We start from the raw sequence: 23705 nt of genomic DNA, 5'->3' as shown, positions 1-23705 counted from the left end.
GGTTGATAAATTTCTTTAAGTTTTTCAAGGGATGGGGCGCCTATCTTGTGGTGACAGTACACAACGCATCTCACGGAGATATACCCATGCTTTCAGTACATACTAACTTCCCCTCACTGGTTGCCCAGAACTCTGTTGGCAGCAACAACAACGCCCTGAACAGCGCCATGGAGCGCCTGTCCACCGGTCTGCGCATCAACTCTGCCGCCGACGACGCAGCGGGTCTGCAGATCGCCAACCGCCTGAACGCCAACGTGACCGGCATGAACACCGCCCAGCGCAACATCGGTGATGCCACCTCCATGCTGCAGACCGCCGACGGCGGCCTGGACGAGGTGAACGACATCGCCATGCGTATGAAGGAGCTGGCCACTCAGGCGGCCAACGGCGTGAACTCTGTTGACGACATGGCCGCTCTGGACGCCGAGTTCCAGGAGCTGTCTGCCGAAATCGATCGTATCGTGACCAAGACCGAGTTCGCCGGCAACACCCTGTTCGCCGGTACCGGCCTCTCCAGCGCCGCCGGTGTGACCTTCCAGATCGGTGCCGACAAGACCGAGACCCTGGCCGTGTCCATCGACGTGGCGACCGACAAGATCGACAGCAGCCTGTTCACCGCCGACCTGACCACTCAGGCCAACGCCTCCACCACCATGGGTGAGATCGACGCCCTGATCGACAACGTCGGCACGCACCGCGCTACCCTGGGTGCCAACATCAACCGCCTGGAGCACACCGCCAACAACCTGGCCAACGTCTCCCAGAACACCCAGGCGGCTGCCGGTCGCATCATGGATGCCGACTTCGCCACCGAGAGCGCCGCGATGACCAAGAACCAGCTGCTGGTTCAGTCCGGCACCAACATCCTGGCCCGCGCCAACCAGAACACCAACCTGGTGATGGGTCTGCTGGGCTAAATCCCACTCTCCCTTTCAATGCCGGGCAACTGCCCGGCTTTTTTCTGCCCGTCAGTCTGCCCATCCGCCTGGTGTGAGACTGGCTTGGAATGAGTCATCGATCGGAATAGGTCACTATGTCAGCGGAAACCGCCCTCCAGATTATTGAACCGGCCTTCGTGCGAAACTTTCAGTGCATTGGGGCGGCCTGCCCGTCCAACTGCTGCCATTCATGGAACATCTCTCTGGATAAGAAAGCCTTCAAGGCGATGCGCAAGTCCAGCGACAGCACCATCAAGAATCTGTCTAGGCGTCATTTCAAACGCAATGACAGCGGCACCCTGAACCCGCAGGCCTATGGCACCATCCTGCTGGATGGTGACGGGCACTGCCCCATGCTGGATGGGGCGGGACTGTGCGAGGTGCATAAGCGCCTGGGGGAGGAGGCCCTGTCGGTGACCTGTCAGCAGTATCCCCGCATGCCCCTCTACTTCGGCAACCGGCTGGAGCTGAGCCTCTCCCTCTCCTGTCCGGCGGCCGCCGCGGAGATCCTCTACAATCCCGAGGCGATGATGCTCAGCCAGGTGACCGAGTCACCGGCCTACCGCCGTTACTTCACCCCCTCGGGGACCAGCGCGGCTCAGCTGCCCCTGTGGGCGGATCTGTTGCGTGATTTCAGCTTCGAAGTGATGCTGTTGCCGGACCACAGCCTGTCCGAGAAGCTGTTCATCCTCGGTCTCAGCTATCACCAGATCGATCAACACCTCGACAATCCTATCCAGGTGGAGCTGCTGCTGGCCAAGAACCGGCGCCACATCCTAGATGGCACCCTGAAGAGGTCGTTCCAGGCGCTGCCGCAACTCGAGGGACACAGATGGAAGATCTTTGTCCCCCAGGTGCTCAATATCACCAGTGACATGCGCAAGCTTCGGGACGTCACCGCCAGGCTGCTGCCGTCGGACGCGCGCTTCCTGGCGTTTCAGACGCCGCTGATACGTCAGCTGAGTCAGGGGCTGGGGACGGAGGACGCCGATCTCGGCACCCTGGCCACCTCCCTGCAGGCGGCCGGGGATTCGGGGAGGGTGGCCCGGGTGTTCGATGAACTCATCGCCAGGGCCCGCGAACAGGTGATCACCCCCTACTTCAGCCAATACCCCCAGGTGTTGCTGAACTACCTGCTGTATCAGCTGTATCACAACCAGTTTCTGTTGGGCAGCGGCAAGCGCCCCATCCAGTTCTTCCAGGTGCTGATGGTCGATCTGCTGGTGATCGAGGGTTACCTGGCGGGGCTGGCGTTGGAGGAGGGGAGCCTGAACCGGGAGTCGGTGACCGGACTCTTTGCCGCCTATGCCAAGAAGCGTCAGCATGGCCGGGGCTTCGTCGATGAGGTGGAGCAGATCCTGAAGCGGGCGTCCACCGATCCGCTGGCGGCGGTGTTTGGCCTGCTGGCCTAGAGGCCGATCCGCCTCTGGGGCGAGGGCCGCTCGGCTGTGTTAATCTGGCCTCTGCAACTTTAGGAGGTGAGATGGCTCAAGGAGAGAGTCCTCAGGGAAGGCGCGCCGACACCATAGATGCGGCCCTGGTGCTGGCCGCCCTGGAGGGGGCGCTGGCGAAAGGGATCGAGGTGGAGCCCCTGCTGGCTGAGGTTGGCAGCAGCCGCCGGCAGCTGCTGATGGGGGAGGGGATCTCTCCCGCACGGTTCAGTTCGCTGCTGCGCAGCTTGTGGACTCTGCTGGATGATGAGTCCTCGGGGTTTGCCTCTCGTCCCTTGAGGGGCGGCTGCTTCCGGATGATGTGCCATGCCACCATAGGGTGTTTCAACCTGCGTCGGGCCTTGATACGCGTCGGGGACTTCTTCCGTTTGCTCTCCGATGAGTACCAGTGGTCGCTGGAGGAGCAGGGGGAGCAGGCCAGCCTTGTCCTGGGGGGCGAGCAGGGCAGTGACCGCGCCTTCCTGCTGCTGAGCCTGTGCGTCATCCTGCATCGCTGGAGTGCCTGGATGATCGATACCCCCCTCACCCTGACCCGAGTCGACCTGCCCTTTGCGGAAGAGCGATTTGATCTGCCCCTGGCACCGCTGCTGCAGACCCAGATCGAGTTCGAGGCGGCAGTCACCCGCTTGGTGTTTCCCCGTGTCATGCTGCAAAAGCCCATTAAACAGTCCAGCGAAACCCTGGGTCCCTTCCTGGCTGACTCCCCGGAGCGGCTGCTGACCCTCTACCGACCCGATGATTCTCAGGCCTTTCAGGTGCGGCGTTACCTGGAGGGGCACCCGCAGCTTGAGAGCCTGTCCCAGGAACAGGTGGCGGCTCAGTTCAACATCAGCGTGGCCACCCTGGGAAGACGGTTGAAGAGGGAGGGGCACCAGTTTCACAAGCTGAAGGACAGGGTGCGCCGTGCCCAGGCGATCAAGCTGCTTCTCGGCAGTGATCAGGCGATCTCCGATATCGCCCTGGCACTGGGCTATTCGGAGCCATCGGTGTTTTACCGGCGCTTTCGCCGCTGGGCCGGCATGACGCCTGCGGAGTTTCGTGAACGCCATGGTTGATCAATGTGGTATGACCACTTGGGTGGTGTGAAAAAATTATTAGATATAACATGGAGATATATTATCCCGCGCCGGATCACTCCCCTCTGCTGACGGTTCGAACTCTTGCGCCGGGACCTTGAACTGGGCAAGGTAGAAATCTGCTGGTAGGAGCGTCGGCAGCCGCAGTATGCGCCACATCAAGGAAGAACCATGAGAACACAAGCAACCCTGCTGGCCGCCTGGATTCGGCCCCTCCTTTACTATCTGCAGTCGCAGGGCCATGACCCGGACCGGTTGCTCAAGCGGGCAGGCATCTGCGCCGAGCCGCTGGGGTTGCCCGGGGCCCGGTTGCCGGTGGCGCAGGTGCGCCACCTTTGGGGCGAGGCCTCCGAACTGACCGGTAACCCCTACATGGGGCTGATGCTGTCCCGGTGGGGGGATCAACTGAGGGGAGACACCCTGCTTACCGCGATGATCACCAGCCGTGACATGGAGGAGGCGTGCCGGCGCATGTGCCGTATCAGCCACCTGGTGTGCGATGCGGTCGATCTCTCGGTTGAGCAGGATGAGCGCGATCTGCGCCTGGTCTATGAACTGACCGAGGGGGAGCGAGCGGGGTTTTCCGACGCCGGTCTGAACCTGGCGCTACTGCCGGTGCTGACCATGATGGAGCAGGGGGTAATGGCGCGCAGCGGCATCCGCCGGCTCGAACTGAACCGTGCCTACCCAGGGGAGGCCTCGGCGACCTATCTGGCGTCGATTCTGCCCTGCAACATCCTCTATGGCTGCGCCAGGGACAGCCTGGTGTTGGACCGGCTGGCCACCAAGCAGCAGAACCCTTTCTGGAATCCCGCCCTGGCCCAGGCCTGTGAGTCGCTGGCCCTGGATGAGCTGGCCCAGTTGGGTAAGCAGAGCATCGTCAACCGGGTCACCGGCTTGATTATCAAACACCTCTCCGGGGGAGAACCCCATCAGCAACAGGTGGCCCATGAGCTGGCCATCACACCCCGCCACCTGCAGCGCAAACTGAAGCAGCAGGGGTATAGCTTCAGTCGGTTGCTGGAGCAGGTTCGCCGGGAGCTGGCCTGTCACCACCTCAGCCGCCCCGATACTTCCCTGGCGGAGATCGCCCGCCAGCTCGGGTTCCAGGATCAAAGCAACTTCTGTAAGGCGTTCAAGCGTTGGCAGGGGGAAACTCCGAGTCAGTATCGGCGCCGTCACACCCTGCTGCACTGACGGATCGGGAGGTTGTTTCACCAAGTTTGCGAGAAGACAGCTCTGTTTGTAGAATCGCTAATATTAGTTGTTTCGTAATTGGGCGGTGCGGGTGAAAGCGAAGCTGGGCCAGATGGTGTTGGGTGCGTCGGTCATCGCCCTGGGGATCTTGGGCCTCCAGGAAACTGCGGTGCCCAAGCAGGGCCAGGTGGGGCAGAGTGCCCGGGCAATGGAGGCGCTGATCCTGGGGCAGGAGCGCAAGCCCGAGCTGACTCTCGATCTGGACGTTTACGGCGGCGAGCGCCGCTGGCTCTATGGCATGTACCACAGTGCCATCGGTCACCCGCCCGGCCCCCAGCGGCAGCGGGCGCTCGGTGAGCTGGTGGAGGCGGCCCTGGCCGCCGACGACTTCAACATGGCGTTGCTGGCCGCTCAGCAGGTTCCCTCCGAGCGGGTGCGCTCCAGCCTGCTCGGGCAGATCGTCGATCGCGCCATCGCCACCTCGTCACAGCTGGAGTATGCCGCCCTGGCGGTCACCATGATCCCCTCAGTCCAGGGCCAGAAAGCGGCCATGGACAGGCTGGTGAACGCCTATGTCGAGCTGCTGTACCGCAGTGGCGGCAAACATCCCGGGGAGAAGCTGGAACTCTGATTACCCCCTGGTTCATGTATGCAACTCATTAAATCTTATTAACTTATTTGAAAATTGTGTTGCGTTAACGCTTGGTCAACCCTATCTTCTGAATGGGTATGCACTACTGACAGTAACAACAAGGAGGTTTTATGTCGGTTCGTGAGCCTGACCCGGTAGAGGATCTTCTGCCCTTTCCCCAGCGCAATGACATGGCCCGTCTGGATGCCCAGATCTGCTACCTGCTGATGTGTGCTGCACTGGTGATTGCCCTGATAGGCGTGATGCACGGCTGGTTCTTTTTCTTCGCGGCGATCCTGTGGGTCGGTGGCGGTGGTTGGGGAGTGGTCAAGCGACGAGAGGGACATCAGACGCTCTGGGAAGATCATTTTGACAACATCATCTTTGTCCTGACCTTCAGTGGCGCAGCCGTGCCGGCCGGCGCTGCCCTGGTCTGGTATTTCGACACCTGGCTGCCCCTGGGGATGCTTTGGCTGTGGGGAGCGCTGCGCATGTCGTTGGCGTTCTACCGGCTGCTGGACCAGCGGCCATTTCACTAGGGGGAGCCCCCACACTGGGAGCAAAATCGATGCCTTTGACGATCACCGCACTGTATCTCTCCTTCACGGCGCTGCTGGCCCTGGTCCTTGCCTATCGGGTGGTGCGCCTGAGGCGCAGCCGCGGCATCGGATTGGGGAACGGCCAGGACAAGGATCTGACCCTGTCGGTGCGTTGCCACGCCAATCTGCTGGAGTATGCCCCCCTGGTGATGTTGATGCTGGCCAGTGCCGAGCTCAACGGCGCCCCTGGGCTGCTGTTGCACCTGTGCGGCAGTGCGTGGCTCTTGGGTCGGGTGCTTCACCCCTGGGGCCTGACCCGGGGGCGGGGCGGCTATCACCTGGGGCGTTTCTGGGGCACCCTGCTGACCTGGTGTGTCACCCTTGCCCTGGTCGGGCTGAACCTGACGCTGGCGGTGGCCTAGCCCTCCTCCAGGGCATGCCATCTCGACGGGACATTGGGGTGGTTCTGGATTGGCGCACTGACGGCCGTCGGCGATCAGCAGAGACTGCTTCACCCGCTGCGTCAGGGTTTCTAACAGGCAGCGGCCGCCGGAGTGCAGCTGGAGCCGTCCCTGGTAATAATCGATGACCGGGTGACAAAAACTCAGCCGATAGCCCGGCAGAACCGTCTGCCCCAGGTTCTTGGGGGCCATTGCCGAGACTGAGTACCGGCAGGTGCTCAAGGAGATCGAGATCACCCAGAATGAGCCGATCGCCGCCAAGGAGGGTCTGAGTTGGAAGCAGGCTCAGCTGACCCGTTTCATTGAGCAGAACCGGGGGGCTCAGCCGGTTACCGCAAGCCTGCTGGACGAGCTCAACTCGGTGGAGAGTGTCCGGGTCGGGGCGGTTACCACCGAGGCCTCCATCGAGTGCAACCGGGCCAGCGCCGATAAGAAGTGGTTTAACCTGGAGCTGCAGCCGCTATCGGTGCAATCCACCGCCCCAGGCCCGGAGCATGGGGTGTCTCTTCTCTAGGTCATCTGGTTAGCCCGGACCTGGGAGTGACGCGCCCGGTAGAAGGCGTAGAGGAAGATCAGCATAAACAGGGCATCGTTGAGGCCGTAGACGCTGAAAAACAGTCCGGTAAGCCACTGTTGTTCAAACAGCTGGGGTAACTGGCTGCCATGGTTGGAGAGCCACACACACCAGGCGACCACGTAGAGCAGTTTTTCCGCTGCAAACACCAACGAGAGTCCGGGCAGCTGCAGGTAGCGACTGCTGGCGGCAATGTAAGCGCCCCCCCACAGCATGATAAGCAGCAGACCGAAGGGGCTGAACAGCACCGGGTCCCACTGCCACAGGGTGTCGTTGGTCAGGCCTCTGGAGAACAGCAGGACCCCGGCAATATTGATGATGCCCGCAGCGACAAATGCTCTGCTGATCCACACGTTGCTCATGCTCTTCTCCTGAGGTGCTTTTTTCCTAACTTGCCCGATTGCCATCCCCGGTACAAGTTGCCTCCCCTTTGGCCAGTTGGATCATCGGCAGTTGGCGATCGGCGGTGGGGACGGTTAGGATTGGGGTATTGCCGCGACAGAGTCTCGTTTATGAATGCCGAACTGATTGAGATCCAGGGTTTTCTGGCCCAGTATCCCCCTTTTGACAACCTGCCTGAGGAGACTCTGGCCGAGGTCGTCACCCAGGTAGAAATCGCCTATGTCCGCGAGTTTCAGCCGATTTTGGCTCTGGGCCAGGAGATCCACGACCTCTATGTGGTGCGCAGCGGCGCCGTGGAGGTCTATCGGCGCAACGGTGACCTCTACAATCGCCTGGATGAGGGAGGGGTCTTTGGCCAACTGGGGTTATTGACCAACAACAAGGTGCGTTTTCCCGCCACCGCCATCGAGGACACCCTGCTTTACTGCATTCCGGAGGCGGTGTTCAACAGGCTCAACGACGGTTTCGACTCCTTCGCCGAGTTTGTTGAGGTGGAAAACACGGTGCGATTGCGTCAGGCGGTCTCCAGCGGTTTTGACACCAATGATATGACCACTTCCAAGGTGGTGACCCTGCTGACTGGCGAGCCGGCCTGGGTGGAGAGCAAGTGCTCCATCCACACGGCGGCGGCCAAGATGGCCGAGGAGAACCTCTCCTCTCTGTTGGTGTGGGATGAGAGCGCCGAGGATGAGGGGGACCAGCTGCAGGGCATCGTCACCGAGAAGGACCTGTGCAGCAAGGTGGTCGCTCAGGGGCTGGACATCACCCTGCCCATCTCAGAAGTGATGAGCACCGAGGTGATCACCCTGGACAACAACGCCTATGTCTATGAGGCGATGCTCTACATGCTCCGGCAGAATGTCCACCACCTGCCGGTGGTCAAAGGCAACAAGCCCCTGGGGATCATCTCCCTCACCGACATCGTCCGCTATGAGTCCCAGAACAGCCTGCTGTTGGTGAGTTCCATCTTCAAGCAGCAGAGCGTGGAGGAGCTGGAGCAGATCGCCGTACAGGTGAGGGAGTGTTTCGTCCGGTTGGTGAATGAGGACGCCAATGCCCATATGGTGGGCAGCGCCATGGCGGTGATCGGCCGCAGTTTCAAGCAACGGATTCTCGAACTGGCCGAGGAGGCCCTGGGGCCGCCGCCGGTGCCCTACTGTTTCCTGGCGCTGGGCTCCATGGCCCGGGATGAGCAGTTGATCGTTACCGACCAGGACAACGCCATTATCCTCGATGATGAGTACCGTCAGGAGCTGCACGGGGATTACTTCTCCTCCCTGGCGGAGTGGGTGTGTGACGCCTTGGATCGCTGTGGCTATCCGAGATGCACCGGCGGCATCATGGCGACCAACCCCATGTGGCGGATGACGCTGCAGGAGTGGGAGGCCTGTTTCGCCGACTGGATCGACGATCCCAACCCCAAGGCGCTGCTGAACTCCTCGATCTTCTTCGATCTTGACGGGGTGTATGGCCGGGTGAAGTGGGCCGAGCAGCTCAACGGATTCATCGTGCGCCGCGCGCGCCGGAACAACCGCTTCCTGGCTTGCCTGGCCCGCAACGCCCTGAACCGGACGCCGCCACTGGGCTTCTTCAAGGAGTTCGTGATGGAGAAGGATGGCCGCCACAACAACTCCATCAATCTCAAGCGACGCGGCACCGCGCCGCTGGCAGACCTGATTCGTGTTCATGCGCTGGCGGTGGGGTCTCGGGCGCAAAACTCCTTCGAGCGCCTGGACGACATCATCGATGCCGGTATCCTGCCCAAAGGAAAAGCCGAGGATCTGCGCGATGCCATGGAGTTTATCTCCATGGTCCGCATTCGCCACCAGGCTCTAGACGTCGAGCTGGGTCAGGAGCCGGATAACAACATCGAGCCCGAAAATATGTCCGATTTCGAGCGCCGCAACCTCAAGGATGCGTTCCAGGTTCTGAGCAATGCGCAGAACTTTCTCAAGTACCGTTATCAAGCCAGCAGCTTTGCCTAGGGAGCCCGGATGTTTGGATGGTGGAAGCGTCGTCAGCCCGATGATAATTGGGCGGCCTACTATCAGCAGGGAGCGGCCCGGGCGAGGGATCCCAGGTTGCAACGCTTTTATGGGCATGGGGTAATGGCCCCGGAGACGCCCCTTTCCCAGGTCCCTTTCGTGGCCCTGGACTTTGAGACTACCGGGCTGAATCCCGAGCGGGATGCTATCGTCTCCGTCGGCTGGGTTCCCTTCGATCTCCATCGGGTCTACTGCCGTCGGGCCGGCCAGTTCCTGGTGCAGCCGGAGCGTCCCCTGAAAGAGGAGTCTGTGGTGATCCATGGAATTACCCACAGCGATGTGGACGAAGCCCCCGATTTCACCCAGGTGATCACGCCGCTGCTGGAGGTGTTGACGGGTGCCATCGCGGTGGTGCATTACAAACAGATTGAGCGGCCCTTTCTCGATCAGGCCCTGAAGAGCCGCCTGGGCGAGGGGATAGGCTTTCCCTTGGTGGATACCATGGAGGTCGAGCAGAAAATATTGCAGCATCAGATGGGAAGCCGCTGGAATCGGTTGGTGGGAAAGAAGCCGCCGTCGGTCAGGTTGGGTGCCTGTCGAGGACGCTATGGACTGCCGGTCTACCAGCCCCATCATGCGCTGACCGATGCCATCGCCACCGCAGAGCTGTTTCAGGCACAAGTGGCCCATCACTTCTCACCCCAGACGCCCATCGGCGACATTTGGGGCTAGCCCAGAGAGAGAAAAGAGGCGCCGGAAGCGCCTCTGTAAGTGTGACGCTGACTCCTAGCGGAACCTGGACTCGGTGCGCATTCCCATCAGCAGGCTGACACACATCAGCAGAAGGATCACCGTGAAGGGGAGGGCGGTGGAGATGGCGCCCGCCTGCAGCGCCTGAATCGACTCGGTACCGCCGATCCACAGCAGGGCGGCGGCGATGGCGCCTTCGATAAAGGCCCAGAAGATCCGTTGCAGCACCGGGGCGTCCACCTTGCCGCCGGCAGTGATGCTGTCAATCACCAGAGAGCCCGAGTCGGAGGAGGTGATGAAGAACACCATCACCAGGATGATGGCCACCACAGAGAGCAGGTCGCTCATGGGCAGGTTTTCAAACATCTCAAACATCGCCAGGGGCACTTCCCGCAGCCCGTGGGTGCCCAGTGCTCCGACCTGGTTGATCACCTGATCCAGTGCCAGGCCTCCGAAGACCGACATCCACACCAGGGTCACCAGGGTGGGGACAATCAGGACGGCGATGATGAACTCGCGCACCGTGCGACCCTTGGAAACTCGGGCAATAAACATGCCGACGAACGGAGACCAGGAGATCCACCAGGCCCAATAGAACACGGTCCAGCCGTGCATCCAGGCTTCATCGGGACGCCCGTGAGGGTTACTCAGGGGGATCAGGTTTTTCAGGTAGGCGATCAGGGTGGTGGGGATGGCGCCCAGCACCACAGCGAACCCCAGCAGGGAAACGAATACCAGCAGCAGCAGGGCCACTATCATGTTGATGTTGGAGAGCAGCTTGACGCCGCCCTCGATGCCCCGATAAACCGAGAGCACTGCCAGCAGGGTGACCACGGTGATCACCAGGATCTGCAATCCCATTCCGCCGTCAATGCCAAACACGTGGTTGATGCCGCTGGCGGCTTGCTGGGCGCCCAGGCCCAGGGAGGTCGCCAGACCAAACAGGGTGGCGAGCACGGCGAGGATATCGACGATGTGCCCCGGCCAGCCCCAGGTGCGATCCCCCAACAGTGGGTAGAAGATTGCCCTCATGGAAAGGGGCAACCCCTTATTGTAGGTGAAGAAGGCCAGAGACAGGGCGACCACTCCATAGATGGCCCAGGGGTGCAGCCCCCAGTGGAACATGGTGGCTCCCATGGCCAGCCGGGCCGCCTCGGGAGAGTAGGCTTCCACCCCCAATGGCGTTTCGTACCAGCCGGTGAAGTAGGCCACCGGTTCGGCCACACTCCAGAACATCAGGCCAATGCCCATGCCAGCGGCAAACAGCATCGCCAGCCAGGAGAGGAAGGAGAAATCGGCTTCGGCACTTTCGCCGCCCAGTCTTATCTTGCCATAGGGCGAGAAGACCAGAGCCAAACAGAAGATCACGAAGATGTTGCCGGACCAGATGAACAGTCCGTCGAAGTTATTGATGATCTTCCATTTGATGCCGTCGAGGGCGGCCTTTGCGGTGGCGGCGTCGGTCACCAGCGCAGCGATGAGGAATAGGATGATCAGTCCGGCGCTGATGCCGAAAACCGGATTGTGGACATCAAAGCCCCATTTTTGAACGTTATCTTGACCTATGGTGTAGTCGGTGCTGTCGATACTGTATTTATCAATGCCCTTGGTCAAATCGTCCTCCCTAGTTGGGTTGAGATTAACCGAATCGATATCATTCTAAAAAATCGATTGCGGCGGTTAAAACCCAACAGTCTAACAGTAGGAGTCGCGCTCTTACACCGCCAGGATCACAAAACGATTTCAGTCGGGGTGGGCTGGGATTTGCCCGGGAACTGTTGGGGGATAGTCAAAAACACTGAGGAAATTAAGTGTTATGAGTCAAGAGCATTCGGTGTCGGTACTATTCGCCCCCTCCCTTCATCGTTCCGAGCTCACTTCGCAGATGCTCAGGGCGACTCGACAGGTTGAGGGACGTGTTCAATATCCAGCGGATGGCGGCGAAGTTGAGTCTGGCACTACGGACTGGTGTAGGGGAAGAGGACGTGGGGAACCGGGGGGCTGTGTGCCAGCCCCCGGGGGATTACAGCTGGGTAAAGATCTCCTGCTCGGTCAGGCGCGACTTGGGCAGGCTGGCGTTAAAGTCGCTCTCCTTGCGGTAGCCGAGGGCCACCATGGCCACGGCGGTGTACCCTTTCTCCAGCAGGTCAAACTCCTGATTGAGTACCCTGGTGTCCAGCCCCTCGATGGGCAGGGCGTCAAGGCCGAGGGCGGCGGCGCCCAGCAGCACGGTGCCCATGTTGAGGTATAGCTGCTTCTCCATCCAGTGCTGGGCATCCTTGAGGTCGAAACGGTGGATGTTGACGAAGGTGGAGCGGCCCAGGTGCGCCATCTCCTTGTGTTCAGGCTCGGCAAATCGCCCATCCCGATCCTCGGTTTCCAGCAGATGGCGGGTGTAGTCGTCATCGATCTCGGTTTTGGCGCAGAACAGGATGATGTGTGAGGCGTTCAGCACCTTGGCTTCGTTGAAGGAGAAAAAGCCCTGGGTGCCCTTGGCAATGCGTTGACGTCCCTCCTCAGAGTCGGCAATCACGAAGTGCCAGGGTTGGGAGTTGACGCTGGAGGGGCTGAACCGCAGCAGCGCCCTTATCTGGTCAAACTTTTCGGCCGGGATGATTTTGCTTGGGTCAAACTCCTTGGTGGAGTAACGGGCTTGCACAACCTCTTTCAGGTTCATGGTGGGGCTCCTAATTGGCGTATTCATGATCATTGTGGTGTGTATAATATGGATACATTTGCTCAAGACAAGTACGCACAGAAATGTGCTATAGGCACAAAATGGATACTGTAAAGCGCAACAGATACGAGTCCTACGACGGCAAAGGCTGCCCGGTGGAAGCCACCCTGGAGCTGTTCAGCGGTAAGGGTAAAGGCATGATTTTATTCCACCTTCTTGATGGTACCCTCAGGTTTAACGAGCTGAAGCGCCGGGTGGGCTGCATCACCCAGAGGATGCTGACCAAGCAGCTTCGGGAACTGGAGGCCTATGGCTTGGTGCACCGGAAGGTGTACCCGGAGGTGCCGCCCAAGGTGGAGTACAGCCTGACCGCGACCGGTCAAACTCTCGAGCCCATCCTGTTGGCGCTGAAGAGCTGGGGGGAGCAGCATGCGATGCCGACACTGGCGGCCATAAAGAGCGAGGCAGAATTGTCGGGTCATTCCTGAGCATGGGTAGGGGTCGATAGTGCCCAAGTTTAGGTACTGTTTGGCACTGAAAAAAACATTCTGCGCATCGAATGGATGCAGAGAGGCCGTTTGGCAGTTCAAGGTGCCGGCAAGCAGACTAGATCGAGGCAGATTAATAATCGATGCGAAATATCATTGAGAGTATGTCGTTGAATCTTCCGCGGGCCTTTTGATTAGCTGCAACCGAGAGTTAAAACACACGAAGTATGCTGGTTCTTGGATTAGCGGAGTGATCAAAAACAGCGTGTTTCTTGATGGCTGTAGAGGTTTGGGCAGGCTTTAAGGCAAGCGATCTGAACGAGCGATAGCAAGGGGAGGCTATGCGACCTGGTCGAAGGACTGACTTTTGATGTGGTAGAGAGTGTGGGGTTTGGTTTCAGCTGGCGCAGATGAGGATTGTCATCTGCGCCACATTTCGATATTAGAGCACTACAACATTAGCTGCTTGAGGGCCTTTTTGGCCTTGCTCTACATCGAAAGATACCTTCTGGCCCTCTTGCAGGGTCCGGAAGCCTTCGGAAACGATTGAACGGAAGTGAACAAACACGTCAGAGCCGCCATTTTCCTGAGAGATGAAGCCAAAGCCCTTGTCTTCGTTGAACCACTTAACAGTACCAGTTGTTTTGTTAGACATAATGTGTCCCTTTTTAATGATTAAAAAATGTCGCAATTGCAATGCGATGCACTGAAATTATGAATTATTAAATCTGACGATGAAGCTAAGGGAAACACTTAGGACTACAACAACAATGAAGGTGTTCTGAGGGTTTTGCTTTTACTTGATGTGTCATTAATAACTCTGCTATCAGAGCAACGCCAGTATGGAGTCTGGGCGCAGGGAAGTAAAGCTTTTTCGACCAGGGCACCCATTTTATTTATAAGTGGTTGTTTACCGGGCTTGCCGGTTGTGTGGTCTTTTCCTTGTGAGGCACTAAACCATCAGTGGATGCTGGGCCATATCTATTGGCTTTATGGAAATTTGTCGAAACGTTCTGTTTTTTGTTTTGAAAAGAGGTGCCATAGAATCCGCGGAGCATGAGTGGTGGCAGTTGGCCACAGGATACCGCTGCACGCGGCGGCACAGCACCTCTTCATCGGATTGCTGATTCCGGCCCATCCCGGTTGGAGACATGGTCGCCCCCCCTCTCTGCAACCGGAACGGTACTGTGGGTTGTTGCTGTCAAACCAGGAGCGGTGGGCGAGCCAGGACCGGATGACAGTTGCCGGCAGAGTCGGACAGCAGACAAGCAACAAGCCCTCACTAGGCGGGCTCCTTTGTATGGCGGAGAGATAGGGATTGATGCCCTCACGTCGTTCGGCCGCCTTCGGCGTTACTCGCTCCGCTCGTTGCGAACCCTGGCTAGGGTTACTCCCTCGCAGGCTCCTTGCTGCTCCCTATCTCTTCGAACACAGAAAAGCAAAAAGCCCGCACTAGGCGGGCTTCTTTGTATATGGCGGAGAGATAGGGATTTGAACCCTAGAAGGGCTATTAACCCTTGCCGGTTTTCAAGACCGGTGCTTTCAACCACTCAGCCATCTCTCCAACGGGGATGCATGTTAGTGAACCGGCGGGGCGCTGTAAAGGGGGAGGGGGTTCAACCGTACAAGCTATGAGCAAAACCCGGCTTGGAGTGTGGTGAATGCTCTATTTCTGTTCTGTTCGCCACTCTTGCGGCTTGACTAGACTTTAGCCGGAGTTGACCGATCAAATGGCGGAGAGAGTCATGAGTTCACCCTTTGAGACCCACGGCGCCCACAGCTGGCAAGAGTTGTCTACTTCTGACCCGGCGGCGGCTATGGTGTTCTATGGCCCCCTGTTCGGTTGGACCTTCACCGAAAAGCAGATGGAGATGGCCAGCTACCACATCATCGAGAACGGCGGTGTCGGGGTGGGGGGGATCATGCAGGCACCTGAGCCGGGCATGCCTGCTGTCTGGACCGGCTATGTCACGGTCACCGATGTGGACGCCGTTGCCGCCAAGGCGGTCGAGTTGGGTGGCGAGCTGCTCTATGGCCCACAGGACATTCCAGAGGTGGGGCGCTTTTGCTGGATCAGGGACCCACAGGGGGCGGTGATTGCCGCCATCAGTTACGCCATGGGCTAGAGGTGTTCGGCGTCAGGGGATACACTGTTGCGCTCCCATGCCTATTCCACGGAGATGATGTGAATCCAGTCGAATTGTCCAAGGCGCAGCGTGAAGCGCTGGTGGAAGCTCTGCAGAGCTACAGTGAGCAGGAGATGGAGCAGGAGCTTGGTCAGTTTGAGGCGGAGTTCCTGCTGGATTTCATGCTCCCGCGCCTGGGAACCCTATGTTACAACAAGGGGTTGGAGGATGCCCGCATCGCCATCCTGGCGCGGATGGAACTGGCCACCGAGGTGGTGTACGAGATGGAGCAGCCCTGTGACCTGTGATGCCAACGTCACGGAATAGGTGCTCACTGTTGCGGTTTCAACTGTTTCACTCTGTGTCGTGAGGCTTGCTGTTTGACTCACTAGCGGCCGTACCCCACGTCTCGACTGGATGGGCACATCTCCTCCGGCGTATCAGATTGACCAGTCACCTACTAATGACCTTTGTATAAAGTAAAACCCGCCAGCTGGCGGGTTTTACTTATTTGCGGCGTTTGCGCTTTTTGGCGGCGCGCAGCTCTTCCTTAATCTTCTTCTCTTCGGCGGCCCTGGCGGCGCGGATCTCCTCCTGTGCCTTCTCCTTCTCCACCAGCTCCGGGGTTTCCAGGGTCAGGGCGCCCAGGGCGCCGGCGCGAAGCTCGTGCAGCAGGATCTCCGAGACCTTGTGCAGGTCGGCAATACCCCCTCGGCGCAGGAAGCCCCGCTTGGCGGCAATGGCGTCCAGCACACCGATGTCGTCTTCCGGCAGCTCTTCCAGGTTGTAGCGCTGGCACAGGGCTTCAGGGTAGGTGGTGCGCAGGTACTCTGCGGCGAACAGGGCCACTTCCTCATACTCCACCACAGTGTCCTTGATGGCGCCAGTGGTGGCCAGGCGGTAGCCGCACTCCTCCGGGCTCAGCTTGGGCCAGAGGAAGCCGGGGGTGTCGTGCAGCACGATGTGATCCTCCAGGCGGATCCGCTGCTGGGCCTTGGTGACCGCCGGTTCATTACCGGTCTTGGCGATGATGCGCCCCGCCAGGGTGTTGATCAGGGTGGATTTGCCCACGTTGGGGATCCCCAGGATCAGGGCCCGCAGCGGCGTTTTCGGCACCATCTCCTTGGCCAGGGTCAGCAGGCTCTTTACCTGGGCCTTGTTCTTCTGGGTTAGGGCGATGGTTTTCACCCCCTTCTCCTGCTCCAGGTAGGCCTGCCAACGTTGGGTCATCTCGGGATCGGCCAGATCGCTCTTGTTGAGGATCTTGATGCAGGGGGTCTCGCCTCTGAGCTTGGGCACCAGAGGGTTTTCGCTGCTGAAGGGGATGCGCGCATCCAGCACCTCGATGATGAGGTCGATTTGCGGCATCAGCTCGGCGATCTCTTTTCTCGCCTTATGCATATGGCCCGGGAACCAGTTAATCGCCATGGGTCATGCTCTTGTTAATGGTCAAAGGCGCCATTTTACGTGATCCCACCTCAGTTTGCTTGGTCAATTGTCCGCCACCAAAAAGCGCGCCGTGACAGGCGCGCTTCAATAGGAGGGGGCGGGCTAGAACAGGTCTTCGCGATATCGTCCCTGCTCAATGAGCCCATTGAGCCGCGCCTGAGCCTGCTCAGGCCCCGCTCCCTGAGAGATGAAAATTGACAACAGGGCCTGGCGCACCCCTTCACCCAGGGCGGGGTGGCCGCAGACATAGAGATGGGCCCCCAGCTCCAGCCAGGCGCAAACCCGCTGTGGGTTTTGCGCCAGCCGGTCTTGGGCGTAGATCTTCTGCGACTGATCCCGGGAGAACGCCAGGTCTAGGTGATCCAGGGCTGTGCTTTGCTGGTGCCGGAGCAGCTCGTCACCATAGAGGAAGTCTCCCTGCTGATGGCGGTTGCCAAACAGCAACCAGTTTTTCTGCTGCGGACGCTGACGAATGAAGCCCATGAAGGGGGCGATACCGCATCCGGCGGCCACCATGATGATGGGGGCGGAGTCCTCCGGCAGCCTGAATTCGGGGTTGGCGGCGATGCGGCCTTGCAGGAGGTCGCCCACAACGGCCTTATGGCACAACTGCCCGGACATCCGGCCGGTGTGAGTTTCGCCATCGAGCTGCCATTGGTGCAGGGTCACGCAGATCTCCAGGTTGTTGCCGCCGGACGCCGAGGCGATGGAGTAGGCGCGCTCGGTGCCGCCCTGGGCAGGGCGCAGCTTCAGCAGATCGCCGCAACGGTAGTCGAGGGGCGCTGAGCTGCTAAAGCGCAGGCGCCAGGTCTCTCGGGTTTGCCCCTGGCCATCATCCAGACGTGTCCTCTCCTCGAGCTTAAGCGGGACTGTATTGGCCATGGATTTCGGTTGTTCATTGCCGGTGGCGCCGATCCAGCTTTGCCACACCTGGGCCGGATCGCCGTCGGCCAGAGCCAGTCCGCCCACCAGTGAGGCGCCACTGCGTCGCAGGGCGCCATCCAGATCCTGGGCCGCCTGGCAGAACTTGGCATAGCGGCGGTCACCCAGGCCCAGCAGTTGGTAGTTCACCCCTTTGAGGCTGACTCGCTTCAGGCTCTCCAGGAAACCCTGCCCCTGAACCGGCATCTCGCCGTCGCCGCAGGTGGAGACCAGCAGCCGCACCGACAGATACTGGGTCAGATCTTCCGCCTTGAGCTGGGCCAGGGAGCACAGGTGCACCTTGTCGCCGCGGGACTGCAGCAGGGAGCCGGTGTCCTTGGCCAGTTCGGCGGCACTGCCGGTCTGACTGGCGTAGGCCACCAGATGGCAGGCGCCCTCCGGGGCCTTGCTGGGCCGGCTCAACCGGGCACGCCGAAGCCAATTGTAGAAGCCGGTGCCCCAGAGCACCAGGACGCTGATGCACAGCAGGGCATAGATAAAGGCCGCAGGGCGGCCGCCAAAGCTGCCGTCATGGAGGATGCGGGTCCAGCGGGTGGGTTGGGTGACAGCACTCTCCTGCTGATCCGGTTGCCATTGCCAGCGGGTGCCCTGCTCATTCTCCCAGAAGAGGGTAATCCCCTGAGGCGAACGCCGCACCATGCGCATGGCCGCCACCTCGGCGTCATCCAGTTTGGCGAAGGCCTGGTCCAGGCTCATGGGGGAGGGGTGAGGCTCCTGCTTAGGCCGTTCACCGCCCATGGGGTGGAGCATCAGCAGACCGGTGATGGTGATCAGCAGCATCAGTGGCGCACCAACCCAGCCCAGCGCGGTGTGCCAGCCCATGGCCCCCTTGGGGGATTTGGGCCGGGCCAGGAACAACCCGGAGAGGCTGAGGAACAGCATCACCCAGGTGCTGAGCTCCACCAGCCAGTTGGCGTCCACCAGCAGCTTGATGTGCAGTCCTATGGCGAAGCGGTTGAGTTGAAACTGCCAGGGCAGCTCGGTGGGTTCACCGCTGTAGAGGTCCAGAAATTGTCGTCCCTTCTGGCCTTCGAAGGCCACCATCACCAATTGGTGCTCGGGCAGGGCGAAAGCGAAGCGGATGGGGCCCTGCTGCCGTTCCAGGGTCTTCAGGGTGTGTTGAAACTGGGCCGGCGTCGGCTTGGTCTCGGCGTCTGGGGTGAGCAGGGGAGTGATTGCCAGCAGCAGGCCCGAGAAGATCACCAGCAGCAGGGGCAGGGCGACCAGGGCAGCCAGGTAGCGATGGAGTTTGGCCAGCATGGGTGGGTTCCTTTAACGCAAACAGGCAGGCCACCTTGGGTCTGCCTCTATCGGAGTAACAATCAGTAGTTGAACTGGGCGGACAGGCGGAAGCTGCGCTCGGCACCGATGCTCAGATCGGAGTGGGAGCCGCCTGCCATGTAGTCCTTATCAAACAGGTTCTCGACGTTGAACCTGAGGTTCATCTCCACCTGCTTGATCATCCTCTTTAAGGAGGCGCCGGCATCGACGCGCACATAGCCATCTTTGGTGATGGTGTTGTTCAGATCGGCGTAGCGGTCTCCCTCGTAGAAGGCACCCAGGTTGAATGCCCACTGGTCGTTCAGCTTGTAACGGGTCCAGGCGGAAGCGGACCACTCTGGAGCATCCATGGGGCGTTTGCCCTGGTAGGTGTCGTGGTGGGTGTATTCCGCATCCAGATACATCAGTGAGGTCATCACAAACCAGCGCTCGGAGGCCTGCCCCTGGGCGGAGAGCTCAACGCCGCGGTGTTGCTGCTCGCCACCCTGGGTGGTCTTGGTCTGGCCGTTGCCCAGGTCCTCGGTCACGGCGATGTCGGTCTTGGTGATGTCAAACAGGGCGCCGTCCACCATCAGCCGGCCATCGGCCAGCTCCCATTTGCTGCCGAGCTCCCAGGATTTGCCGGTTTCCGGTTCCAGATCCATGCCGTCGTTGACGTCATCCTCCTTGGCCACCACCCCCTGGGGCTCGAAGCTCTCGGAGTAGCTGAGGTAGATGCTGCCGTTCTCCTGAGGGTGGTAGATGGCGCCCACCTTGGGTACGAAGGATTCGTTGTTGTTGCCCGGGCCATCTTTACGCTGGATGTCGTAGCGACCGCCGAGCAGCAGTTGCCACTGCTGATTCAGGGTGATCAGATCCTGAAGATAGAAGCCGTAGTAGTTGTACTCGGACTCGTAGAGGCTGGTGTCGCGGTGGTAATCCAGATCGGGGCGCGGCGGCAGGGGCTGGCCGGGCACATGGGTCTGGGTCTGGTCCTTGTCGCGCAGCTGACCGTAGTAGTAATCCAGCATGTTGGCGCCGATGAGGAACTGGTGTTCCATGCCGGCGATGTCCAGGTAGCCGTTGAGGTCGGCGTAATAGGTCTTGTACTGCCAGTCATCAAAGCGGTCGAAGGCGGTGTAGTCGTAACGGCCGTCGGTGTAGCCCGCTTGCTGGTAGCCTACGTAGGAGTCGTAGCTGGGACTGGAGTCCAGGCGCTGGCGGGAGAACATCTGGTGGTTCAAGCCCAGGGTCAGGGTCCAGTCGCTGTTCAGGTAGAGGTCCATATCCAGGCCGTAGTTCTCCACCTCGTTGTCGGTAAAGGCCCAGGGCATGTCCCAGATGGCGTCCTTGTCGCCGATGATGTGGCCATCGCTGTCCAGCCAGGCGCCGCGGTCGATGCCGGTCTTGTCCTGGGTCATGTCGTAGTGGGCGGAGAGCTTGCCCCAGTTGCCCAGGTCATACTCCAGGGCCAGGGCGCCCAGGAAGCGGTTTCGCTCCTGGCTGCTGCCATCCTGGTACTCGCGCCAGTACTCCGCGTCCTGTTTCACCAGGGTGGCACGGTAACGCAGGGTCTCGGCCTGGTTCAGGGCGCCGCCGGCGTCCGCCTGGAGGCGGGTAGAACCCAGCTCATCGACATCGAAGGCAAACTCAAACAGGGTGTCGTAGGTGGGCTTCTTGGTCACCATGTTGATCAGGCCACCCGGCGCGGACTGACCATAGAGCATGGAGGAGGGGCCCTTAAGCACCTCGATGTGCGCCAGGGTCTCGACGGGATGCACGTAGTGGGACCAGGCCTGCTGGCCGTTTCTCAGGTAGCCGCTGCCGGAGGAGAGTTCGAAGCCGCGCAGGCTGAACACCTCCCGGTTCCACTTCTGCGAGCCGGAGGTGACGCTGGCGTCGTTGATCAGCACGTCACTCAGGGTGGTGGCCAACTGCTCATCGGCAATCAATTCCGGAATGACGGTGATGGATTGCGGGGTGTCCAGTAGCGGTATGTCAGAGCGCATGGCGCCCCTGGCGGAGTCTGACTTGTAGTTGTCGAAGGAGATGGCGGTAATCACCATGCGCTCGTCGACCCGCTCTATGGAGGAGGTGTCCGGGGTGTTTGCTAAAGCGGATTGGCCGCCCAGAGTGGCGGTAACGGCCACGACCAGGGTGGGCACGTCGTAGGACATTTGGATCTCCTGAAGACAAAACAATCGGTTAAATGCGGAACGCAGTGAAAGATAAATGAGAATCAATATTATTTGAACTCTATGGCCGCCAGGAGAGTTGTGACCGTGATCTTTGTCACGAAACGCGAAAGCAAATGATTCGCATTTTGATGCTTTGGTTTCGAAGAGTGAATAGGTGGTTGGAAAAGTCGAGGTGGGTAGTTGGAAAAGCCGATCTCAGTCGGGTGACACCGGCGCAGAGCACCTCTGCGCCGTTCTCAGTGGTGAAAATGTCGTCTTCGATGCGTACGGCGATGCCGCGCTAGCGTGGAGCCACACGCAGATCCTCTTTGCCAACGTAGAGCCCGGGCGTGATGGTTAGCACCATGCCCGGCTTGAGCCTAAGCCAGTCGCCCTCAGGGGCGTGGTAGTGCCCGACATCATGGACATCCGATCTTAGCCAATGGCCGGCTTTGCGGACGCTAAAGGGCTTGGGCAGCTCTCGTGCCATCCCTCCGTATTGCGACACTTTGAAGCGGTGTCACCCCTGTGGGTTCCCACTCTTCATGGAGTCTGGGCGAGAAGCCTATATGTTGTATTCATCCAGGGCCAGATCGCCCGGGGCAAAGCCTTGACTCAAGGTTAGGAGGGCGTCGGCGGCCGGGGTCAGCGGCAAAGATTTTCGCCAGATAAGAGCCAGATCCCAGTACAGCGCCGGTGTCATCGGGCGGAAACTGAGCTTGGCGCTGTTGAGCCTCTGACAGATGGGCGCCGGCAACAGCGCCAGTCCCATGCCGTTTTCCACCATGGTGGCCAGGAAATCCCACTGTCCGCTGCGAAAGGCCACCTTGAGCTTGACGTCATTCTGCTGGCTCAACCGGCTGATCAACTGGGCCAGTGAGAAATCTTCGTTGTAGAGCACCATAGGCTCGTTGTGGAAGTCCTGCCAGTCAATAGAGGTCTTTGCCGTTAAGGGGTGGGAGTGGGGCAGACATACCCATAAGGGATATTGGGCCAGTTGCTTGTAATCGAGCTGATCCGCGTGGGTGACCGGCAGGGCGGTGAAGGCGATATCCAGGCGGTCGGCGATCAGCGCCTGTTCACAGCCGTAGCCGCCATGCTCCGACATTTTCAGGGTCACGCCGGGATAGCGCTGGCGGAACTGAGATAACAGCTCGATCATCAGACTGCTGAGCATCGGGCAGATGCCGAGGCGAAGGGTTCCCGAGGTGAGGTCGGTTAAACTTCCCAGCTGTTGTTGCAACCGGTGCCACTGACCGACGATAGACTCCGCCGTCTGTTTTAGGTGCTCACCGGCCGCAGTCAATCGAATCCCCTGGTTGCTGCGTATCAGCAGCGGCATGCCAAGGCTCTCTTCAAGTCGTTGAATCATCTTGCTAAGCGTCGGCTGAGTCATGAACAACTGGTCCGCTGCCTTGGTATAGTTGCCGCACTTCACCAAGGCGAGGAAGCAGTTGAGGGATCGAATGGATGCGTTCATGCCTAATTGGAATCTACTTCATGGAGTCAATTCATTTTACTCATTTGCCGCCCCTGCGTACAGTTGATGCCTGTATGAGAGCACGTTGGGAGTTGCACACAGAGCCCACTTTCCCCGACGTAGATACTCCCTCGCCATTAAATGGATCGCTTTGTGTCTGGTGATTCGGTGGGCTGGAGTGTTACGGCAGCGATGGCACCCTGGAAAGAACTCTACCCAATTGTGATTGAGCCCGCTATGAGCGGGCTTTTTTTTATCCGCATACCGGCGGCCTGTGGTCATCACTATCCTTGAGATCAACAGAGGTTTATCGATAATAGCCTCATTCAGTTTCCGACTATCAGGTAAGCTCGTGCGCAAAGCAGTATTTCTAGACCGAGACGGCGTCATCAACCGCGATCATGGGTATGTCCATACCATCGAAGAGTTCGAGTTTATCCCAGGAACACTGCAGGCCTGTGCCCGGCTTAGCCAGGCAGGCTATCAGTTGGTGGTGGTGACCAATCAGTCTGGCATTGCCCGGGGCTACTACGACGAGGGGCAGTTTCGTGCTCTGAGCCAGTGGATGGGGAGACAATTTGCCGAGGCGGGGGCGCCTCTACTCGGGGTCTATTTCTGTCCCCATCATCCCGAGAAGGGGTTGCCGAAGTATGTGGGAGAGTGTGAGTGCCGTAAGCCCAACCCGGGAATGTTGCTTCAGGCGGCCGAGGAACATGACCTGGATTTGGCCAATTCGGTAATGATTGGTGACAAGGACGGCGACATAGAAGCCGGGCGCCGGGCTGGCGTGGCGACCTGCATCCAGGTCTGCTCCGGTAAACCCGTTGACGGCTCCAGCCTTCCGGACTGGATTGCGGACGACCTGGCCGGGGCCGCCGACTGGCTGTTGGGTAAAAAATAACCAAACGATTCAGGGGGGGGATTTTCCTGTTGCCAACAGAAAATCCCCCCCTATAATGCGCTCCCTGTCGACGGGGGGCACAGCGGGTCATCAAACACCGTGCTGAGCAAAACATCGACACCCGGAAAATCCTTTGAAAATAGGGGTTGACGGGGGATGAGGAAAGCGTAGAATGCGCAGCCTCGGCAACGCAAACAACGT

23 protein-coding genes and 1 tRNA gene are annotated in these 23705 nt (G+C 59.7%); 14 read left to right on the top strand and 10 right to left on the bottom strand.

Going from position 1 to position 23705, the window contains the following annotated elements; all coding sequences use genetic code 11:
- The first annotated feature begins 86 nt into the window (after positions 1–86).
- The 8 genes from FCL40_RS09385 (at position 87) to FCL40_RS09350 (ending at position 6807) form a co-directional block, all read left to right on the top strand.
- On the top strand, positions 87–917 hold the full coding sequence (locus FCL40_RS09385; RefSeq protein WP_136853040.1) for a flagellin N-terminal helical domain-containing protein: 831 nt from the start codon (positions 87–89) through the stop codon (positions 915–917).
- 116 nt (positions 918–1033) lie between these two features.
- Positions 1034–2350, top strand: coding sequence for a flagellin lysine-N-methylase (gene fliB / locus FCL40_RS09380; RefSeq protein ID WP_136853039.1), 1317 nt, complete (start codon positions 1034–1036; stop codon positions 2348–2350).
- 71 nt (positions 2351–2421) lie between these two features.
- On the top strand, positions 2422–3444 hold the full coding sequence (locus FCL40_RS09375) for a helix-turn-helix transcriptional regulator (RefSeq protein WP_136853038.1): 1023 nt from the start codon (positions 2422–2424) through the stop codon (positions 3442–3444).
- A gap of 192 nt (positions 3445–3636) precedes the next feature.
- Positions 3637–4662, top strand: coding sequence for an AraC family transcriptional regulator (locus FCL40_RS09370; RefSeq protein ID WP_136853037.1), 1026 nt, complete (start codon positions 3637–3639; stop codon positions 4660–4662).
- 91 nt (positions 4663–4753) lie between these two features.
- On the top strand, positions 4754–5293 hold the full coding sequence (locus FCL40_RS09365) for a hypothetical protein (RefSeq protein WP_136853036.1): 540 nt from the start codon (positions 4754–4756) through the stop codon (positions 5291–5293).
- A 131-nt stretch (positions 5294–5424) separates the two neighbouring features.
- Positions 5425–5832, top strand: a complete 408-nt coding sequence (locus tag FCL40_RS09360) for a hypothetical protein (protein ID WP_136853035.1) — start codon at positions 5425–5427, stop codon at positions 5830–5832.
- A 29-nt stretch (positions 5833–5861) separates the two neighbouring features.
- Positions 5862–6254: an MAPEG family protein gene (locus FCL40_RS09355; protein WP_136853034.1), complete on the top strand. Its 393-nt coding sequence runs from the start codon at positions 5862–5864 to the stop codon at positions 6252–6254.
- A 253-nt stretch (positions 6255–6507) separates the two neighbouring features.
- Positions 6508–6807, top strand: coding sequence for a hypothetical protein (locus FCL40_RS09350; RefSeq protein ID WP_136853033.1), 300 nt, complete (start codon positions 6508–6510; stop codon positions 6805–6807).
- On the opposite strand, the gene FCL40_RS09345 is transcribed toward FCL40_RS09350, so the two are convergent.
- Positions 6804–7229, bottom strand: a complete 426-nt coding sequence (locus FCL40_RS09345; protein WP_136853032.1) for a hypothetical protein — start codon at positions 7227–7229, stop codon at positions 6804–6806. The two genes, FCL40_RS09350 and FCL40_RS09345, sit on opposite strands and share 4 nt — an antisense overlap.
- A gap of 150 nt (positions 7230–7379) precedes the next feature.
- Between FCL40_RS09345 and FCL40_RS09340 the strand changes: the two genes are divergently transcribed.
- The gene (locus tag FCL40_RS09340; protein ID WP_136853031.1) at positions 7380–9254 is read left to right on the top strand and encodes a putative nucleotidyltransferase substrate binding domain-containing protein; all 1875 of its coding nucleotides are present in this window, start codon (positions 7380–7382) and stop codon (positions 9252–9254) included.
- Between the two features lie 9 nt (positions 9255–9263).
- Positions 9264–9986 (top strand): 3'-5' exonuclease, encoded by a 723-nt coding sequence (locus FCL40_RS09335; RefSeq protein ID WP_136853030.1) that lies wholly within the window; start codon positions 9264–9266, stop codon positions 9984–9986.
- A gap of 54 nt (positions 9987–10040) precedes the next feature.
- Here the strand turns inward: FCL40_RS09335 and FCL40_RS09330 are convergent, their stop codons facing one another.
- Both FCL40_RS09330 and nfsB read right to left on the bottom strand, forming a co-directional pair.
- Entirely contained in the window at positions 10041–11618 is a 1578-nt protein-coding gene (locus FCL40_RS09330) for a BCCT family transporter (protein ID WP_136853029.1), read from the bottom strand.
- 409 nt (positions 11619–12027) lie between these two features.
- Positions 12028–12681: an oxygen-insensitive NAD(P)H nitroreductase gene (gene nfsB, locus FCL40_RS09325; protein ID WP_136853028.1), complete on the bottom strand. Its 654-nt coding sequence runs from the start codon at positions 12679–12681 to the stop codon at positions 12028–12030.
- A gap of 101 nt (positions 12682–12782) precedes the next feature.
- Here nfsB and FCL40_RS09320 point away from each other — a divergent pair, with 101 nt between their 5' ends.
- Positions 12783–13169, top strand: coding sequence for a winged helix-turn-helix transcriptional regulator (locus FCL40_RS09320; RefSeq protein WP_136853027.1), 387 nt, complete (start codon positions 12783–12785; stop codon positions 13167–13169).
- Positions 13170–13611: 442 nt separating this feature from the next.
- On the opposite strand, the gene cspE is transcribed toward FCL40_RS09320, so the two are convergent.
- Both cspE and FCL40_RS09310 read right to left on the bottom strand, forming a co-directional pair.
- Positions 13612–13824, bottom strand: coding sequence for a transcription antiterminator/RNA stability regulator CspE (gene cspE / locus FCL40_RS09315; protein ID WP_136853026.1), 213 nt, complete (start codon positions 13822–13824; stop codon positions 13612–13614).
- Between the two features lie 818 nt (positions 13825–14642).
- Positions 14643–14733: transfer RNA gene (locus FCL40_RS09310), tRNA-Ser, on the bottom strand.
- A 181-nt stretch (positions 14734–14914) separates the two neighbouring features.
- Here FCL40_RS09310 and FCL40_RS09305 point away from each other — a divergent pair.
- Positions 14915–15295: a VOC family protein gene (locus tag FCL40_RS09305; RefSeq protein WP_136853025.1), complete on the top strand. Its 381-nt coding sequence runs from the start codon at positions 14915–14917 to the stop codon at positions 15293–15295.
- A 59-nt stretch (positions 15296–15354) separates the two neighbouring features.
- The gene (locus tag FCL40_RS09300; protein ID WP_229360307.1) at positions 15355–15603 is read left to right on the top strand and encodes a DUF2164 domain-containing protein; all 249 of its coding nucleotides are present in this window, start codon (positions 15355–15357) and stop codon (positions 15601–15603) included.
- A gap of 199 nt (positions 15604–15802) precedes the next feature.
- Here the strand turns inward: FCL40_RS09300 and ylqF are convergent, their stop codons facing one another.
- The 5 genes from ylqF to FCL40_RS09275 all read right to left on the bottom strand — a co-directional run bounded on the left by ylqF (position 15803) and on the right by FCL40_RS09275 (position 22603).
- Positions 15803–16723 carry a ribosome biogenesis GTPase YlqF gene (ylqF, locus tag FCL40_RS09295; RefSeq protein WP_136853024.1) on the bottom strand — a complete coding sequence of 307 codons (921 nt, stop codon included), beginning with the start codon at positions 16721–16723 and terminating at the stop codon, positions 15803–15805.
- 123 nt (positions 16724–16846) lie between these two features.
- Complete coding sequence (locus FCL40_RS09290) at positions 16847–18946, bottom strand: PepSY domain-containing protein (RefSeq protein ID WP_136853023.1); 2100 nt, start codon at positions 18944–18946, stop codon at positions 16847–16849.
- A gap of 62 nt (positions 18947–19008) precedes the next feature.
- On the bottom strand, positions 19009–21123 hold the full coding sequence (locus FCL40_RS09285) for a TonB-dependent receptor (RefSeq protein ID WP_136853022.1): 2115 nt from the start codon (positions 21121–21123) through the stop codon (positions 19009–19011).
- 301 nt (positions 21124–21424) lie between these two features.
- Positions 21425–21613: a M24 family metallopeptidase gene (locus FCL40_RS18900; protein ID WP_136853021.1), complete on the bottom strand. Its 189-nt coding sequence runs from the start codon at positions 21611–21613 to the stop codon at positions 21425–21427.
- 75 nt (positions 21614–21688) lie between these two features.
- Positions 21689–22603, bottom strand: coding sequence for a LysR family transcriptional regulator (locus tag FCL40_RS09275; protein WP_136853020.1), 915 nt, complete (start codon positions 22601–22603; stop codon positions 21689–21691).
- A gap of 352 nt (positions 22604–22955) precedes the next feature.
- Between FCL40_RS09275 and gmhB the strand changes: the two genes are divergently transcribed.
- Entirely contained in the window at positions 22956–23504 is a 549-nt protein-coding gene (gene gmhB / locus FCL40_RS09270) for a D-glycero-beta-D-manno-heptose 1,7-bisphosphate 7-phosphatase (RefSeq protein WP_136853019.1), read from the top strand.
- Positions 23505–23705 lie beyond the last annotated feature (201 nt).

Origin of the sequence: Ferrimonas sediminicola (genome assembly GCF_005116715.1) — a bacterium.
GTDB lineage: Bacteria > Pseudomonadota > Gammaproteobacteria > Enterobacterales > Shewanellaceae > Ferrimonas > Ferrimonas sediminicola.
Note: the sequence above shows the minus strand (reverse complement) of the source record. Positions and strands in the feature narration are given on the sequence as shown.

Bases quoted from the DNA above. Each gene is read 5' to 3' on its own strand.
- FCL40_RS09385 (WP_136853040.1), top strand. From the start codon at position 87: ATGCTTTCAGTACATACTAACTTCCCCTCACTGGTTGCCCAGAACTCT.
- fliB (WP_136853039.1), top strand. From the start codon at position 1,034: ATGTCAGCGGAAACCGCCCTCCAGATTATTGAACCGGCCTTCGTGCGA.
- FCL40_RS09375 (WP_136853038.1), top strand. From the start codon at position 2,422: ATGGCTCAAGGAGAGAGTCCTCAGGGAAGGCGCGCCGACACCATAGAT.
- FCL40_RS09370 (WP_136853037.1), top strand. From the start codon at position 3,637: ATGAGAACACAAGCAACCCTGCTGGCCGCCTGGATTCGGCCCCTCCTT.
- FCL40_RS09360 (WP_136853035.1), top strand. From the start codon at position 5,425: ATGTCGGTTCGTGAGCCTGACCCGGTAGAGGATCTTCTGCCCTTTCCC.
- FCL40_RS09355 (WP_136853034.1), top strand. From the start codon at position 5,862: ATGCCTTTGACGATCACCGCACTGTATCTCTCCTTCACGGCGCTGCTG.
- FCL40_RS09345 (WP_136853032.1), bottom strand. From the start codon at position 7,229: ATGAGCAACGTGTGGATCAGCAGAGCATTTGTCGCTGCGGGCATCATC.
- FCL40_RS09340 (WP_136853031.1), top strand. From the start codon at position 7,380: ATGAATGCCGAACTGATTGAGATCCAGGGTTTTCTGGCCCAGTATCCC.
- FCL40_RS09335 (WP_136853030.1), top strand. From the start codon at position 9,264: ATGTTTGGATGGTGGAAGCGTCGTCAGCCCGATGATAATTGGGCGGCC.
- nfsB (WP_136853028.1), bottom strand. From the start codon at position 12,681: ATGAACCTGAAAGAGGTTGTGCAAGCCCGTTACTCCACCAAGGAGTTT.
- FCL40_RS09320 (WP_136853027.1), top strand. From the start codon at position 12,783: ATGGATACTGTAAAGCGCAACAGATACGAGTCCTACGACGGCAAAGGC.
- cspE (WP_136853026.1), bottom strand. From the start codon at position 13,824: ATGTCTAACAAAACAACTGGTACTGTTAAGTGGTTCAACGAAGACAAG.
- FCL40_RS09305 (WP_136853025.1), top strand. From the start codon at position 14,915: ATGAGTTCACCCTTTGAGACCCACGGCGCCCACAGCTGGCAAGAGTTG.
- ylqF (WP_136853024.1), bottom strand. From the start codon at position 16,723: ATGGCGATTAACTGGTTCCCGGGCCATATGCATAAGGCGAGAAAAGAG.
- FCL40_RS09290 (WP_136853023.1), bottom strand. From the start codon at position 18,946: ATGCTGGCCAAACTCCATCGCTACCTGGCTGCCCTGGTCGCCCTGCCC.
- FCL40_RS09285 (WP_136853022.1), bottom strand. From the start codon at position 21,123: ATGTCCTACGACGTGCCCACCCTGGTCGTGGCCGTTACCGCCACTCTG.
- FCL40_RS18900 (WP_136853021.1), bottom strand. From the start codon at position 21,613: ATGGCACGAGAGCTGCCCAAGCCCTTTAGCGTCCGCAAAGCCGGCCAT.
- FCL40_RS09275 (WP_136853020.1), bottom strand. From the start codon at position 22,603: ATGAACGCATCCATTCGATCCCTCAACTGCTTCCTCGCCTTGGTGAAG.